17 protein-coding genes are annotated in these 15,629 nt (G+C 60.3%); 5 read left to right on the plus strand and 12 right to left on the minus strand.

Annotated features, from left to right (window positions below; translation table 11 throughout):
* Positions 1–192 precede the first annotated feature (192 nt).
* The gene (locus tag AUR04nite_RS02620; protein ID WP_141361645.1) at positions 193–750 is read left to right on the plus strand and encodes a CGNR zinc finger domain-containing protein; all 558 of its coding nucleotides are present in this window, start codon (positions 193–195) and stop codon (positions 748–750) included.
* A 9-nt stretch (positions 751–759) separates the two neighbouring features.
* Here the strand turns inward: AUR04nite_RS02620 and AUR04nite_RS02625 are convergent, their stop codons facing one another.
* Positions 760–1,350 (minus strand): hypothetical protein, encoded by a 591-nt coding sequence (locus AUR04nite_RS02625; protein ID WP_141361646.1) that lies wholly within the window; start codon positions 1,348–1,350, stop codon positions 760–762.
* A gap of 131 nt (positions 1,351–1,481) precedes the next feature.
* On the opposite strand from AUR04nite_RS02625, the gene AUR04nite_RS02630 reads away from it, so the two are divergent.
* Positions 1,482–1,790 (plus strand): hypothetical protein, encoded by a 309-nt coding sequence (locus tag AUR04nite_RS02630; RefSeq protein WP_141361647.1) that lies wholly within the window; start codon positions 1,482–1,484, stop codon positions 1,788–1,790.
* A gap of 60 nt (positions 1,791–1,850) precedes the next feature.
* Here AUR04nite_RS02630 and AUR04nite_RS02635 read toward each other — a convergent pair whose 3' ends face one another.
* The 7 genes from AUR04nite_RS02635 to AUR04nite_RS02665 all read right to left on the minus strand — a co-directional run bounded on the left by AUR04nite_RS02635 (position 1,851) and on the right by AUR04nite_RS02665 (position 8,157).
* A complete protein-coding gene (locus tag AUR04nite_RS02635) occupies positions 1,851–2,033 on the minus strand; it encodes a hypothetical protein (protein WP_141361649.1) in 183 nt (60 codons plus the stop codon).
* A 6-nt stretch (positions 2,034–2,039) separates the two neighbouring features.
* The gene (rraA, locus tag AUR04nite_RS02640; protein ID WP_141361651.1) at positions 2,040–2,516 is read right to left on the minus strand and encodes a ribonuclease E activity regulator RraA; all 477 of its coding nucleotides are present in this window, start codon (positions 2,514–2,516) and stop codon (positions 2,040–2,042) included.
* Positions 2,517–2,640: 124 nt separating this feature from the next.
* Complete coding sequence (locus AUR04nite_RS02645; RefSeq protein WP_141361950.1) at positions 2,641–4,092, minus strand: amino acid permease; 1,452 nt, start codon at positions 4,090–4,092, stop codon at positions 2,641–2,643.
* 150 nt (positions 4,093–4,242) lie between these two features.
* Complete coding sequence (locus tag AUR04nite_RS02650) at positions 4,243–4,572, minus strand: hypothetical protein (RefSeq protein WP_246055295.1); 330 nt, start codon at positions 4,570–4,572, stop codon at positions 4,243–4,245.
* A gap of 5 nt (positions 4,573–4,577) precedes the next feature.
* Entirely contained in the window at positions 4,578–5,168 is a 591-nt protein-coding gene (locus AUR04nite_RS02655) for a DUF308 domain-containing protein (protein ID WP_170184056.1), read from the minus strand.
* A gap of 404 nt (positions 5,169–5,572) precedes the next feature.
* The gene (locus tag AUR04nite_RS02660) at positions 5,573–6,793 is read right to left on the minus strand and encodes an alpha-hydroxy acid oxidase (protein WP_141361655.1); all 1,221 of its coding nucleotides are present in this window, start codon (positions 6,791–6,793) and stop codon (positions 5,573–5,575) included.
* Between the two features lie 50 nt (positions 6,794–6,843).
* Complete coding sequence (locus AUR04nite_RS02665) at positions 6,844–8,157, minus strand: MFS transporter (protein ID WP_141361657.1); 1,314 nt, start codon at positions 8,155–8,157, stop codon at positions 6,844–6,846.
* Positions 8,158–8,273: 116 nt separating this feature from the next.
* Here AUR04nite_RS02665 and AUR04nite_RS02670 point away from each other — a divergent pair, with 116 nt between their 5' ends.
* On the plus strand, positions 8,274–8,942 hold the full coding sequence (locus AUR04nite_RS02670; protein WP_246055297.1) for a GntR family transcriptional regulator: 669 nt from the start codon (positions 8,274–8,276) through the stop codon (positions 8,940–8,942).
* A gap of 147 nt (positions 8,943–9,089) precedes the next feature.
* On the plus strand, positions 9,090–9,725 hold the full coding sequence (locus AUR04nite_RS02675) for a hypothetical protein (protein WP_141361659.1): 636 nt from the start codon (positions 9,090–9,092) through the stop codon (positions 9,723–9,725).
* 2 nt (positions 9,726–9,727) lie between these two features.
* Here AUR04nite_RS02675 and AUR04nite_RS02680 read toward each other — a convergent pair whose 3' ends face one another.
* On the minus strand, positions 9,728–11,110 hold the full coding sequence (locus AUR04nite_RS02680; RefSeq protein WP_141361661.1) for an MATE family efflux transporter: 1,383 nt from the start codon (positions 11,108–11,110) through the stop codon (positions 9,728–9,730).
* 131 nt (positions 11,111–11,241) lie between these two features.
* Between AUR04nite_RS02680 and AUR04nite_RS02685 the strand changes: the two genes are divergently transcribed.
* Positions 11,242–12,090 (plus strand): MBL fold metallo-hydrolase, encoded by an 849-nt coding sequence (locus AUR04nite_RS02685; RefSeq protein ID WP_141361663.1) that lies wholly within the window; start codon positions 11,242–11,244, stop codon positions 12,088–12,090.
* 33 nt (positions 12,091–12,123) lie between these two features.
* Here the strand turns inward: AUR04nite_RS02685 and AUR04nite_RS02690 are convergent, their stop codons facing one another.
* From AUR04nite_RS02690 to AUR04nite_RS02700, 3 genes are read right to left on the minus strand one after another with little or no spacing between them, the layout of a single operon-like run.
* Complete coding sequence (locus tag AUR04nite_RS02690; RefSeq protein ID WP_141361665.1) at positions 12,124–13,314, minus strand: MFS transporter; 1,191 nt, start codon at positions 13,312–13,314, stop codon at positions 12,124–12,126.
* Positions 13,315–13,317: 3 nt separating this feature from the next.
* Entirely contained in the window at positions 13,318–14,094 is a 777-nt protein-coding gene (locus tag AUR04nite_RS02695; RefSeq protein ID WP_141361667.1) for a CPBP family intramembrane glutamic endopeptidase, read from the minus strand.
* A 54-nt stretch (positions 14,095–14,148) separates the two neighbouring features.
* The gene (locus AUR04nite_RS02700) at positions 14,149–15,579 is read right to left on the minus strand and encodes a copper amine oxidase (protein WP_141361669.1); all 1,431 of its coding nucleotides are present in this window, start codon (positions 15,577–15,579) and stop codon (positions 14,149–14,151) included.
* Between the last annotated feature and the right edge of the window lie 50 nt (positions 15,580–15,629).

The following is a 15,629-nucleotide window of genomic DNA, read 5'->3' on the forward strand; positions in this document are numbered from 1 at the left end:
CTTGAAGCGCGTTGGGGTTCAGCGGACAGGACAGATGAATCCGCGGAATCCGGGGACTGAGACATAGTGCGGTGCGACCTTTAAAAATACGAGCCGCCGGCTGCGAAACCGGCGGTGATGAATCCATATGTTCCAGACGATACGGTTAGGCTGGAAGAGCAGTCAATCCGCTAGCGCGTTCAGGACCGAATTATGACATTTGCCCCCGATATCGAAGCCTCGCTCAAGCTGGTCGTGAACCTTTTGAACACCGAGGTGCAGATCGTCGACATGCTCTCCACCGTGGCTGACCTCGACGAATTCTTGGACTCGCAGAACTTCACCGGCGCCCGCGCCCATAACCAGGCGGAGCTGCGCTCCATCCGCCAGCTGCGTTCGCAGCTCAAGAGCATCTGGACCGCCAGTGAAGAGGACGCTGTCTTCCGCGTCAACCAGATCCTGCGCACGGCCAATGCCCAGCCGCAGCTGGTGAAGACCGAGAAGCTCGGCTACCACCTGCATGCCACGACCACCAGCAACCCGCTCTACGACCGCTTTGCGGTGGACGCGGCGATGGCGCTGGCTGAGGTGATCCGCTCTGGAGGCCTGGAACGCCTGCGGATCTGCGCTTCCTCCGACTGCAACAACGCGCTGCTGGACCTGTCCCGCAACCGCTCCAAGCTGTACTGCGACGCGGGCAACTGCGCCAACCGCGAGCATGTGCGCGCCTACCGGGCGCGCAAGGCCAAGAAGACTCCACCGGCCGGCTAGCAGCCTTGTCTAGGGCGCGGTCCAGCCCTCGGCGGCATTGCGCAGGTTCTGCTCGAGCCGTTCGTCGTATTCATCGGTGCTGTCCGGCAGCTCAAACTGTCCCTGCAATGATTGGACTTCCACTGCACCGGCAGAGCTCATCTTCAGCGCTGCGGGGTCCGATGCTTCGTGCTCGGGCCAAATCAAGATGAGCAGCCGCTCCATTCGCGGGTCTTGCCGCGAGCTGGGCTCCTGCCCATCGGCAAATCCCAGCCCCGATCGGTGGATCCTCAGCCTGTATCCGCCGGCAGCAGTGCCGTCGATGACGGGTTCAGGATCTTCGCCGCGGTCGTCCCAGCCATTGACCACCCAGGCCTCGTCACCGGCAGCCTTAACTCCGCTGACTTCCGCGATGTCTTCCCACGAGTCATCCACTTCAGTCCGGCTTGGCAGCACGGAAGACTCGATATGCACCGGCCCGTACTGGGTCGCCACGTGGATTCCAAGGGTGGTGTTCCCAAAAACCGTCACGAGCCCCGAGTACGTTCCGATGGTCCCGCTGGGGGCATAGATGCCCTCCAAATACAGCGCTCCGTAGGCTGTCTGCGCGAAATAGCTCATTTGCATTCCATTCTTGACTCGTCGGCCACAGTATCGAATGCTTTGACCGCGCCTCTCGCATTTAGGTGCTCTTCAACCCTAAGATAATCACACAACCGTCTTACCGGGTTGTCGCGTCGAAAGGGCAGGTCATGACCGAAGAAACACACGCATCCGCCGATTACGAGGCACGCCTGGAAGCAGTGGAAGCCAGTCCGCTGAAGGCCGCCGGACGCTGGGTCGTTGCACTGGCCTCAGCCACCTTGGGCGACGGCGAGTTCGAAGCCAACGAGCCGCAGGTAGTGGTCCATTCACGGGTCGACGATTCGGTGCTGCTGAGCATCCATACCGCAAGCTTGGAAGAGGCGGAGCGCCTCATCGTCCAGATCCGCGAAGATCTGGAATCGATGACCATCGAGGAATTCAAGGACGAGTGGGAAGCGGCCAACGACAACCGCTGATCAGCCCCTCCTATTCATGCAATAGTGCAGGCCTAGACCAAGTCTGGGCCTGCACTGCGTTTAGCCCTGCTTGTTGGCCTTCTTGATAGCCAGTGCGGCCAGGCTGATTCCCAAAGCCAAGAAGGTAACCAGCACCAGGAGCAGTCCCCAAGGATCGGGGATGCGTTCATTCCAGGCAAGAACCATCGAAGCGAGGAACGCGGCGGCCAGGATGCCGATGATGTTCCGCTTGATGGTGTCCATCGGCTTCTACCTCTCTACCAGGACGCCGTCGAGGTCGGCGTAGACCATAGCTCCGGGGCGGATCTGGACATCCCCGATGGTGATGACTTCATCCACCACCCCGTGGCCGCGCTTGACAGTCTTGCGCGGATTGCTGCCCAGCGCCTTGATGCCCAGCTGCAGCTCGGCCAGCGCAGTGCGGTCGCGGACCACTCCGTAGATCAGCACGCCGGCCCAGCCGTTGGCTTCGGCGTTGGCGGCGATCATGTCCCCCATCAGCGCATAGCGCAGCGAGCCGCCGCCGTCGACCACCAGCACCGCGCCGTTGCCCGGGAAGCTGAGCGTCTCCTTGACCAGGCCGTTGTCTTCATGGCATTTGATGGTGCGCGCCGGGCCGTGGAAGGACAGCCGCCCGCCGAAGTCCTGGAACTGGATGCTGATGGATTGGAGCTGGTCTCCATACTGGTCGTAGAGATCGGCCGTGCTAATCGGGTCCTGCTGCATGCTGCCTCCTGCACAAAATTTGTGGCCTGCCTTACTCCACAGCCTAGTTGATGGGCCAGCAGATGCGGCAATGGCCCGAAGGTCACGCGCGTGCGTGGCTTCGGGCCATTGGCGACGGGCTTGGCTAGAGCGCCAGCTCCTCTTGGTACTGCTGTTCATCCAGCGCGCCCAGGCGCGAATTGCGCCGGCCGTAGATGAAGTAAATGCCGATGCCCACAGCCATCCAGATCGCGAACACGATCCAGGTGATGACCGCCAAGTTGAACATCAGGTACAGGCAGGCGGCGATGCCCAAAACCGGCACCACGGGGTACAGCGGCACGCGGAATGAGCGCGGGGCCTCGGGCTGGGTCTTGCGCAGGTACATGACCGAGACGCTGACCAGCGCGAAGGCGAACAGGGTGCCGATGCTGGTGGCTTCTGCCAGCTGGCCCAGCGGGATCAGCGCCGCGGTGACTGCGACAACCAGGCCGGTGACCAGGGTGCCTGCCCGCGGGGTGGAGGTCTTGGCAGAGACGCGTCCGAAGATGCTAGGCATCAGCCCGTCGCGGGACATGGAGAACAGGATGCGGGTCTGGCCGTAGAGCACGGTGAGCACCACGGAGATGATCGCGATGACCGCGCATACGGCGAAGAGCAGCACCAGCCAGCGCTGGCCGGTGATTTCAGAGACGATCTGCACCAGGGCGGCCTCCGAGTCGGAGAACCATTCCCAGTTGCGCGCTCCCACTGCGGCTACTGCCACCAGCACGTACAGCGCGGTGACCAGCGCCATGGCGATCATGATGGCGCGCGGCAGATCTCGCTGCGGGTTCTTGGCTTCCTCGCCGGCAGTGGAGGCGGCGTCGAAGCCGATGTAGGAGAAGAACACCATGGACGCGGCTCCGCTGACGCCGGCGATGCCCATTGGCATCAGCGGCTCGAAGTTGCCCGAGTCGAAGGCGGTGAAGGCGACGATCACGAAGAAGATCAGGATGGCGATCTTGATCAGCACCATGATGGTGTTCGCCGTGGCCGATTCCTTGGCGCCGCGCAGCAACAGGGCGGTGGCAAGCACCACGACCAGCAGGGCCGGCAGGTTGATGATGCCGCCCTCGGCCGGTCCGTTGGCCAGGGCATCAGGCAGCGAGAGCCCGAAGATCTGCAGGGTCTGGTTCACGTACGCGCCGGCACCCACCGCCACCGCGGCGGCGGACACTGCGTATTCGAGCACCAGGCACCAGCCGCAGATCCATGCGATGCCTTCGCCCAGGGTTGCATAGGAATAGGAGTAGCTGGAACCGGAGACCGGGACCATGCCCGCCATCTCGGCGTAGGACACTGCGCAGAGCAGCGCGGTGACGCCGGCGATCACGAAGGCCAGCCAGGTGGCGGGGCCTGCCTGCGGCACCGCTTCGCCCAGGATCACCAGGATGCCGGTGCCCAGGGTGGCGCCTACGGAGATCATCACCAGCTGCACCACGCCTAGGGACCGCTTGAGCTGGCCCATGCCATTGGATGCCGCGTCGCGGGACATCGCCGCAATCGACTTGCGGCGCATCAGCTGGCGGCCCAGCGGGGTTTCAGTCGGCGTCATGCCGCTACCGGTACTACTCACGTGTTTCCTTAGGTTGTTCTGCGTTTCTGCGTCCTTGCAGAAAACGGCTGCACACACGACAAAGCGCTGGAATCCTCCTTGAAGTCGGAGAATCCCAGCGCCTAGCCATGCGTGGTCAATTTTTTATGATCAGTCTTCGAACTTCTTGTCTGGATCGGCCGAGGATCGGTTCACGCCGGTTCCCTTGCCTAGCTCAGGATCATTTTCCTTTGACGCCATGGTCAGAACGGAGATGACCAGCAGGCACACAATGAACGCGATGCCGAAGCAGGCAAGCCCAATGTCCAGGCGGATTGGATTCTCCGATCCACCGGTCGAGCTGATCATGCCGACGACGCCGGAGACGATCGCCATGACCAAGGAGAAGCTCAGTGGGCCCTTGATGGATTGGCTCCACGGCTGCTTCTTCTTCGGGTTGTTTCCCACCGAAAACTCCGTTTCTACTTTTTCTGAAGACATCAAGTCTAGTCGTTCCCCTCGATCTCGGGGGCCGCTTCCGCAGGGGAAGCTTTCATTTCATGGCGGTGTCCAAAGCCTGCGATAAGTCCAAAGACCGCCAGGACGATTGCGCCGCCGCCGATGATGCCGAACATTGCGTGGGCATCCATCTGGTAGCCGACCACTGCGGCGGCCGCGACTACCAGTGAAACGACGCCGCTGACCAGCTGGTTGCGGAACGGCGGGAACTGGTGGCGCAGCGTGAAGAAGACGTAGAGTTCGGTCAAGCCGGCGGCCAGGAAGGCGAAAGCGGCGATGAATCCGATCCACATGGGCGTCGTGACGAAGATGGTGGCGATGCCCGCAATAAGCATCAGTCCCGCACCCAGCGCATAGGCGCCGCGGGATTTCTCCGGCGCACTGTCGACGGTGACGTACTGCCACATGAACACACCGGTCAGCACCAAGAATGCGGCGGTGGAGTAGGCCAGAACCTTGGCGTCCGCGCCAATCCAGAAGATCGAGAGCAGTGCATACAGCAGTGCTGTACCGCCGCGCAGCAGAACTGGGCGGAAGACATCTTGAGCTTGGGCTGGGGTGGTTTTTGGTGCTGGCACAATTTCCATTCTACCGGCCATAGAAGTATCTGCCACTTCGGCCGGGCTTAATCACATTTGCCTGTGACCAGCCTGGCCGACGGCATCCAATCGTGGAACGCAGGCAGGAAAGTGTGCGTTGTGCACATCCCGCCGTGCTCGCTGACTGCGGTCTGATGCTGCTAAGCACAATGGATTCTGGCGCACGGCGCTCAATTACAGAAAAGAACACGACCGCGCACTTAAATGTAGGTTCTTACATTGTTCTGCACGGAAGTCGCGAACACCGCTCGCTTCACCGTGTTCAAGATGAAATCTCGCTCCGGATGCGGGCATGAACCGGTGATACGGGAACAACTCGAAGCAGCCTATCGAGCTGCTCGTTTTCTGATTAATGAGGCTAAACGAAGCTGGGCACAAAGTCGCTACTTGCGGCGGCGAATCAAGTCCGGAGTCAGATCTTTGATCGTGGCTGCGCCCATCAGCTGCATGTTGACTTCAATCTCCTTGGCCAACAATTCAATGGCTCGCGAAACTCCCTGCTCACCTCCGGCCATCAGGCCGTAGAGGTATGCCCTGCCGATCAGGACAAAGTCCGCTCCTGCGCAGAGAGACGCGACGATATCAGCACCAGACATGATGCCCGAGTCCATGATGATCTCCATGTCGTCGCCAACCTCGGCACGCACTTCCTGCAGAGCTTCGAAAGCGATCGGTGCGCGGTCCAACTGGCGCCCACCGTGATTGGAAACCACCAGGCCATCAGCGCCGGCAGCCTTGGACTTTGCAGCATCCTCAGTGGTGAGCACGCCCTTGACGAAGAGCTTGCCCTTCCACAATTTGCGGATCCATTTCAGGTCTTCAAAGTCGAGCGAAGAATCGAACATGGAGTTGATGATGGTCGGAAGATCGGCGGAAGTATCCGAGAGCGACGCAAACTTGAGCGAATCAGTGGTCAGGAAGTTGAACCACCATTCGGGACGATAGGAAGCGTCAAGAACAGTCTTCAAGGTCAGCTCCGGCGGGATCTTCATGCCATTGCGGGTATCGCGCAACCGCTGTCCTGCCACCGGAGTGTCAACGGTGACCAGTAGGGTGTCATAGCCTGCCGCGGCGGCACGCTCGACCAATGCCTTGGACTTTTCTCGGTCCTTCCATAGATACAGCTGGAACCACTTGCGACCTTCGGGTGCCGCCTGAGCAACCTCTTCGATTGACCGGGTACCCATGGTGGACAGGCTGAAGGGGATTCCCGCCTTGGCAGCCGCCTTGGACCCACCGATCTCGCCCTCGGACTGCATGAATCGTGTGAATCCAGTCGGCGCAATGCCGAAAGGAAGCGCCGATTCTCCACCGGCGATAGTGGTAGATAGATCCGAGTGTGCTGTTCCGTGCAGGATCCGAGGCAGCAGCTCGACCGAGTCGAAGACTTCGCGGGCCCGGCTGGCGGTGATTTCGCGTCCGGCCGCGCCGTCCACATAGTCGAAGGCAGAGGTCGGGGTGCGGCGCTTGGCGATTTTGCGCAGGTCCCATATATCTGCGGCGGAAGACAACCGCGCTGCCCTGCGATCGAGGGAAGGCATCTTGAACCTCATCAGGCTGACCAGTTCTTTGACATCTGGAATTTGGCGGTTGAGGTTTCCCATAAAAATTTCCTTCTACGTTCGGGACTAATAAATGCTCTTTGTGCTGCCTGCTAATAACGCGTCGTATTGCCGATCCGTACTCCTACAAAGATGGCCATAGCTGATGCAAAGCAGCACAGTGCCAAGTATCCAGCAGGCAAAATGATTGACCCGCCGCCTAGGTCCAAGAGCGCTGCAGCAATCAGTGGCGAAAGCCCCGCTACCAAAGCACCGTTGAGCTCTCGCGCAATAGCGATACCGGAAAATCTCACAGATACAGGGAACAGTTCTGTGAGGAATGCACCCTGTGCGCCCGAGGTACAGGGAATCACCAATGCGTATCCCACTGCAACAGCTACGAATCCAAAGATGAACTCGCCCGAAGAAAGAAGTAAGAAGATGGGATATGCCAGAATAACGCCGCTGATATTACCTGCTGCAAGAATCTTGGCGGAGCCATACCTGTCTGCAAGCAGACCTCCCACAGGAGTCAGAATCACCGAGACTAGCGAGCCCAAGGTGACTGCCAGCAAGGCAGCTGTTCTGTCCATTCCGGAGGTGACCATGAAGCTGATCGAAAAGACAGCGATGATGTAGTTCACCGCGTTGTGTCCGGTAATGGCGAAGAAGCCCAGAATCACACGACGCCAGTGGGACGTGAAGACCTCGCGCAGCGGAAGCTGTGCTTCCTTGCTCTTGCTCCGTGCCTTAGCCATCGCCAGAGCATATTCAGGAGTCTCTTCCAATTTATTGCGAATATAGATCGCGACGAGAAACAGCAAAGCCGAAATCAGGAACGGTATTCTCCACGCCCACCCAAGGAGGGCCTCTTCGCCGGGAATAGATACTAGGAAGAAACAGACGGTGGCTAGCGCAATTCCCAACGGTGGCGTTGCCAGCACGAACGATGTGTATAGCCCACGACGCTTGGGATCGGCGTACTCTGCGACTAGCGTCATCGCTCCGGTGAGTTCTGCTCCAGCACCAAAACCTTGAATTAGTCGGAAAATCACCAGAAGTATGACCGCCCAGGTGCCCCAGGTGTTGGCCGTGGGCAGCAAACCGACACCGACGGTAGCGACTCCCATCAAGATAACCGATAGCAGCATTGCTGGCCGGCGGCCGAAACGGTCCCCGAGGTGTCCAATGACTACTCCTCCGAGCGGCCTAGCTATGAAGCCCACCGCAAAAGTCGCGAAAGCGGCAATGGATGCAGCCGACTCACCTGCGCTGGCAAAGAAAAGCGGGCCGATGACTACGGAAGCAGCGGCGCCATAGAGAGCATAGTCGTACCATTCAATGGTTGTTCCAAGAACGGACGCTAGAAGCGCCCTGCGACGGTTCTTGTCGCGTTGTTCGATTGCGATGCGATCAACTAATGCCATATGCCAACCTCGTCTTCGCCGAAGCATCTAAGATACCTGAAATATATTTCAACCAAGACTAGAGTGTTCTAGGGGGCTTTTGTGAACTAGGTCCCAATGTTACATATAAAAATTCCGTGCCCTCCGTGGTGGAAGATTGGGGATTCATGGCCGGCTCTCTGTCAGAGCAGCTGACTACACAGCTGCGAGAACGCATCAACCGGGGCGAGCTGGCACCCGGTTCGTTGATCATAGAACCGGCCCTCGCCCAGGAATTTAATGTCTCCAAGACCCCTGTTCGAGAATCCCTTAGACAGCTGACCAGCGAAGGTCTTTTACAGATTCTGCCGAAGAAGGGCTATCTAGTTCGAGCCGTCTCCATGAGCGATGTCTATGAAGTCGTCGAGATGCGCATTCTTCTGGAGCCGCATGTCAGCGGTCAAGTCGCCCGGATCCACAGTGCCGAACTCATTAACGAGCTCCATGCTCTTCTAGACAAGCAGGAGTCGTTAGCGAAAAGCGATCCCATCGCTTCAATGCATGCAGCTCGTCAATTCCATTCCGCGCTGAGCAATGCTTCACGCAACTCCCGTATCGTGGCCACACTTGATACATGCCTAGCCCAAACCGCACGTGCCCACTACGTGCTTCCTTCCATGCAGCCTTATATGTCGCAATCAGGTGAGCTGTCCGAGCATCGAGGAATTCTCGATGCCATTGAAGCATCCGATCCTCAAACAGCAGAATCGAGAATGCGCGAACATCTTAATTCCATTCGGACTGCAATGCTTGGTTCAAACATCTAGCTGGTGGAATAGCACACTAGTACTTAACGCCACTGGCACTTGGACTTTGACGATCGATACGGGCGGCTGTCCGGTTCTCACGTTCCCTTGTGCGGAAAGGTAATCCAACCTATGGTGATGGTGCCTGCGTAGGAGGGAGCCCGGCCAATGCTCTTTGCATTCCACAATTCAATGCAGATCTTGGAAGTAGCAGTTGCCCAAAACAGTAGTTCCTCCCCGAACCAGCAAAGCATGACTTTCTGGGACATCATCGCTGCGTTGGCGCCGTGGGCGGCCTTCCTGACGGCGGTAGTTGTTGCTGGCATCGCGTGGAAAACTCTGCAGCATCAACGGGCTAATGATGCGCGCACCGAGTGGTGGAGGCGGACACAATGGGCGCTGGAATCTACCGCTTCCAAGGATTCGAGGCTGCAGAGGATCGGCGGCGAGGTGCTCAAAAGCTTGGCTCTGAGCAATCTGACCAGCCCTGAAGACAAGCAGCTGCTCGACTCGGTCTGGCAGGAGTCATCGACCCAAATGAATGACCATAGAATCGCCCAATTGCTGTCGGACTCGGTCCGAGGCTCGAACGCAACGAACAAAGCCTCAGCGGGCGGGGTCGAGCAGCCAGAAGATAGGCCCTATGATCCAGCCAACCGTATCGAAGTCCTGGACACTCTTCGCAGGGAGATCCAGGCAGCTCAGCTCAAGGTGGTACTCGACCAGGAACTGGGCCGCCCAACATCAGACGCAGTAAAGAAGCTGGCCGCGATGCCGCTGCCCCGCGACGAATCGTCCCGGTGAGCTTAGGCGCCCAGCCGCATCCATGCGGTGCGGCGGGCACGCAGGTGCAAGGTCAATCCGCGCATTGCCATGTAGCCAAGGGCGAAGGATACCCAGATCCACACCAGTGAGGTCTGCGGGTCATGGGTGAATTCCTGGACCGCCCAGAGCATCGGTGCATAAACCGCCAGATTCAGTACTCCGACCAGACCCAGATAGCGCGCATCGCCCGCGCCGATCAGCACGCCGTCGAGCACGAAGACCAATCCGCACAATGGCTGGGACAGCGCCAGCACCCACAGGCCAACGGTCGTCAGGGAACGGATCTGTTCATCGGTGGTGAAGATCATCGGGAAGACCCATGAGGTCGCCAGCAGGAATAACCCGGTGGCAATGCCAAAGTAGATGCCCCACCGACTCATGATGCCGGTGAGCCTGCGGACCTGCTCGGCATCTCCCTGCCCCAGCTCCTTGCCGATCATTGCCTGGGCGGCGATGGCCAGGGCGTCGAGTGCGAAGGCCAGGAAGGAGAAGATGGTGAATACCAGCTGGTGAGAGGCAAGGGTCTGCTCGCCGGCGTTGGTCGCCACCATGACCGTCAACAGCAGGGCCGCGCGCATGGTCAGGTTGCGCAGCATCAGCCAAGAGCCGACCTGGCCGGTGGAGATGAACCCCGACCAGCTCGGTGCCATGGACACATGCTGTTCCACGATTCTGGGCAAGATCAGCCACAGATAGACGACGGCCATGATCCACTGCGAGATCGAAGTTCCCAGCGCCGCCCCGGCTACAGACATGTCAAGTCCGTAGACGAACGCGAAGTTCAGAATGATGTTCAGGCCGAACCCTGCGGTGGCTACGACCAGAGGCGTTTTGGTGTCCTGCATGCCTCGCAGTACGCCGGTGGCAGCCAGCACCAGCAGCATGGCGGTCAGTCCGGGCAGCGAATAGTGGATGTAGTCCACCGCGAAGCTGGCGGTCTCGCCCTGCCCGCCCATGGCCGCAACCAGCGGCCCGGCGGTGAAATAGCCGAGCACCGTAAGCACGATGCCCAAGACCACAGCGAACCACATGCCGTCGCGCCCGGCTGCCATGGCTTTGCCTGGCTGGCCTGCACCGAGTGCGCGGGCCACCGCCGGCGTGGTGGCATAGGCCAGGAATATCATCAGGCCCACCGCGGTCTGCAGCACCGTGGTGCCCAACGCCGCACCTGCCAGTTCGGCGACTCCCAGGTGCCCCACAATCGCCGAGTCAGCGATGAGGAAAAGCGGTTCGGCGATCAGTGCACCCAGCGCCGGCACTGCAAGCGCGAGGATCTGCCGGGAAATGCTGCGGCTGGATTCAGTGGGAGTCGATGAAGTCACGCAGTTAACTGTACGAAGAGCGAAAGTCGAACTCCATTTCATCTCGCCGACTGGGATCAGGCTGCTGCAGATGGCAGCGAGCAGCTTTGCTCTTCCCTTGCCTAGTGCCCGCAATTAGGATCAAGCCATAGCCGATTTATTCTTCCCTGCTTTGCGCCTGCCTGAAGGAAACCATGACTGATCAATCAACAGATTCGACCAAAATTCTCCATTGGCAATGCGCCGGCTGCGCCGTTGAATATCCGCCAGGTCCCCAGCCCACCGGGCTGTGTCCTATCTGCGCTGATGAGCGGCAGTACATTCCCGGCGGCGTCCAGCGCTGGGTCAGCACCGAAGAGCTGGTCGCTTCCGGTCTTCAGGTCGAGTTCACGCATCTAGAGCCCGGGCTGACCGCATTGACCTGCGATGGCGTGGGCATTGGGCAAAGCGCGCTGCTGATAGAAACTGCCAACGGCTGCCTGCTCTTCGATGTTCCCGGGCTAATCACGGAAGCCGCGGTGCAGTACATCCGGGCACGCGGCCCGCTGCTGGGGATCGTTGCCAGCCACCCGCACATGTACGGAGTGCAGCAGCAATACAGCCAGGCATTCGACGATGCCCCGATCTACGTTGCCAGCAAGGACGCCGAATGGGTCCAATATTCTTCGGAGGCCATCCGGCTGTGGGACGAGCCCTTTGAGGTAGCCACGGGCATCTGGCTGCATCAAGTCGGCGGTCACTTCATGGGCAGCACCGTCGCTGTGTGGAGCGCGGGCGCCGAGGGCCGCGGCGTGCTGCTGGCAGGGGATGCGATCTTCCCTGTGGCGGATGGCAATGTCACCTTCCTGCGCAGCTATCCCAATCGCATCCCGCTCTCGGCGGCGGTGGTTCGCCGGATCGCCGCCCAAGCGGGCGCCTTGGAGTTCGACCGCCTCTACAACAATTTCTCCGGCACTGTCCCCAGCGACGCCCATCAGATTGTCCAGTACTCAGCCGAACGCTATGCACGCTGGGTCTCGGGCGAATACGACGCACTCACATAATATTCCTGCAACAGAATATAGTGTTTGATCTAATTATTTAACAGGTTTCTGGCTCAGGAACGAAGCTAGGATCAGGGCAATGACCTGCAGCCCTCCAACGCACAGGACCACCATGGCCCAGCCGCTGTTCATGAACGGGATGCCGATCATCCATCCCAGAAGCGAAGAACCGACATAGTAGAAGAGGTTGTACAAGCTGGCGGCCTGCGCCCGGGCTTCGGCCGCCAAGACCGGAACCCAGCCGCTGGCCACAGCATGGGCGGCAAAGAACCCTGCGGTGAAGACCAGCAAACCGCAGATGATCACGATGAAGTTGCTGCCCAGCGTTGCGAGCAGACCGAGGAAGCTGAGCAGGATGCTCAGCCGCAGCGTGTTCATGCGTCCGAGCTTGGCGACGAGCCTTCCGCTGGCCACCGACGTGTAGGTGCCCGAAAGATAGGCCAGAAACACTAGCGCGGCCCATGAGGTGGGAATCAAGAACGGCGGGGCCTCAAGCCTGAAGGCCAGGTAGTTGTACACGGCCACGAATCCGCCCATGAGCAAAAAGCCCTGGGCATAGACCAGCACGGTTTTGCCGCGGAATGCCTGCCCGAATTTTGCGACGACCTCACCGAGGCTCCGGCCCCGGATGGGCGCAAAGCCTTGCGGCTTGGGCGCCTTCAGCAGAAAGAAGAGGGCGGCGACGACTGCCATGATGCTCACCGCAGCAACACCCCAGCGCCAGCCTGCCGGCTCGCCGACGAAGCTGGCCAGCAATCGCCCGGCCAGCCCGCCCAGCGTGGTCCCGGAGATGTAGGTTCCGCTGGCCACTGCCACGGCGCGGGCGCTGACCTCGTCGGCGAGAAATGCCAGAGCGCTGCCCGGGACGCCTGCCAACGCGATCCCTTCGAGGAAGCGCAGCGCGACCAGCAGTTGGAAGTTCGGGGCAGCGGCGCAGAGCAGGCCTAGGAATACCGAAGAAACCAGCGCAATGCTGATGACCTTGCGCCGCCCGATGCCATCGGACACGATGGCCCACGGCGTCACCGCCAGCGCCAGGCCGAAGGTCGCTGCAGAGACTGTCAGGGCCGCGTCGGAGGAGGAGACCTGGAAGTTCTGCGCGATGACCGGCAGCAGCCCCTGCACCGCATAGAGCTGAGAAAAGGTGGCCACGCCGCCGGCGAACAGCGCCCACAGCATCCCCCGGTAGGCGGGGGTCTGCGGTTCGTGTCCGGTGAACGGCATGGGCTAGATGCCCTGGGATGGAAGCAGCGGGTACACCAGGTAGACCATGAGCAGGGCCACGGTGTTGTTGATGACGTGCAGCATGTAGGAGTAGGCCATGGACTTGCCCGAGAGGATGTAGGCCGCAGACATCATGACGCCGAGCATGACGTAGGGGACCACTTCGGTCCAGTTGCCGATGCCCGCTCCCACAAAGTGGATGCCCATGAACAGGACCACGGAGATCAGCGCGCAGACCCAGACGTTCAGCTTGCGCGAAAGCTTGCCGATCAGCAGGTGCCGGAAGAAGTATTCCTCAACGAAAGGGCCGAACAAGGCGGTGACCGCAAGCATCACCGGCAGCGGCACCACCTGGGACATGCCTTCCAGCGCCTGCTGGTTCTCGCTGGTCTGCAGCTTGCCCAGCAGCGCCGAGATGATGCCGGTGGAGAGGATGGTGATCATCCAGCCGCCGGGAAGCATCAGCCACTTGGCCACCGGGTGGTAGCGCATGGTCTTGAAGGAGTCGAAGAACTGCGGCCCGCACTGGATCATCGCCAGGATGAAGAACGTGACGTAGAGGATCAGGTTGATCCCGAACAATGCCTGCTCCGAGGTGGCGAAGGCCTGCATGTATCCCGGAATCAGGGCGATCAGCGAAGCTCCGCCAAGGATGAAGAACAGGATGTAGGCGATGACCGTCAACAGGTCGCCGCGGGTGAACCTCCCGGCGTCGAAGACGCGCTGTCTGCGCCGCGGAACCGGCTGGTAGTAATTCGGGTATGGCGGCGGCTGGTGCATGTTTCCAGCCTAGCTGGCTTGGCTGTTTGTTTCCCCAGTCCACGCTTAGCCCCGCTATTCTTCTTCCGGAGGCATCTGCCCGTCCCAATTATCCGGCTGCCCGTTCAGGTCCTTCCGTTCTTCAGGCGGGTCGATCCGCGTGGCGGTCAGGTCACGCGGCACCAGGTTGAATCCCTGCCAGTGCACTTCCATGGGCGACTGCTCTTCGTCGCGGGGAACGTGGTGGTAGCCCACCGCCACCCATGACACGACGTCGTCGAGCTTCTGCCGCTTCTGGTCCTTCACATAGTCCAAGACTCCCCGCCCGCAGCCGCCGCGGTTATAGGTCGCATAGACCTGGCATTCGTCCGCGTTGGTGAAGGCGACGTCGTAGCCGATTTCTTCGGTTCCCGACCCGGCGCCTTGTTCCGACGGCTGATGGTTGCGCGCATCGTCGACGAAGGTGAAGCTGTCGGTCTTTCCCATGTCGATCTCATAGGACATGACGTGGCCGTCCTCGTTCAGCAGCGAAGGTGCGGAGACCTTCCACCAGCGCGAATCTTTCCAGCGGCCCGTGGCAGGCGAAGCGATCTTCGTGTACTTTCCTTCGACGACCGGCGAATGCTTTCCTTCCTTTCCGGTGCTGCGGGTGTCATACTGCTCGATCTGCTGGCCGGCTTCACCGCCCAGCGCCCAGTCGATTTTCCATACGGCGTTATGCGAATGGCTGGAAGCGTGGTCCTGCTGCCCCTCGCCTACAGCGCTGCCGTGGTCCTTGTCGCTGTAGTCTGCTGGTGACAGGTCTCCGGTGGCGCCCAGGGAGGGCCGGATCGTGCCGTCGGCTCCGAAGGTGATCTGGTTGATGTATTCGTACCAGCCGACCTTCGAGATCGTCGACAGCTGCCAGTCGTCTTTGCGCTTGGCGAGCAGTTCGCCGACTTCGCCCGAGCGGTAGGACAGCCCGGCATCAACCATGTCGCTGCACAGCACCGGCCGGTCGACGATCTTTCCGAACTTCTTGCCGTCGCCGATCGTGGGAATCGGATGCTCCAGCAGATCACCTGCGCATTCAGTTTCGGTCAGCGAATGCATATTCGGCCCGCCGAACCCTGCGGTGGTGATGTCGGAAGTCATCCGGCCGCCGTCGTCATAAGGCACTTCCAGCTGGGCCAGGGACATCGAGCTGATCAGCTTGATCGGCTCGGCGCCGGGCGGTGCAAAGGCCACATCGCTGAGCACCATCCCGAGCTTCGGGTCCACCGAAAAGCACAGTGACCAGGTGGCCCCGCTGCTCATCTTTTGGCTGAGCGGGCTCTGGCCCTCGGAGCAGTCGGCCGGCACGGCTTGTTCCTGCTGTTTTCCTGCCGCGGCATCCTGCGCAGAAGCTGCGGTGGTACCCGCCTGGCATCCTGCAAGCAGCGCCGCCGACACTAGGCAGAGAGTCTTAACCATTTTTACGAACACTTGGCCGTACACATCCTTGAAGCTTCGTAGCTGTACTGTCATTAACGCGCCAAGATGGGGAACCCCCTCAAGGGTCCCCCATCTGGTGCTAA

This window comes from Glutamicibacter uratoxydans (assembly GCF_006539925.1).
GTDB classification, from domain to species: Bacteria; Actinomycetota; Actinomycetes; order Actinomycetales; family Micrococcaceae; genus Glutamicibacter; species Glutamicibacter uratoxydans.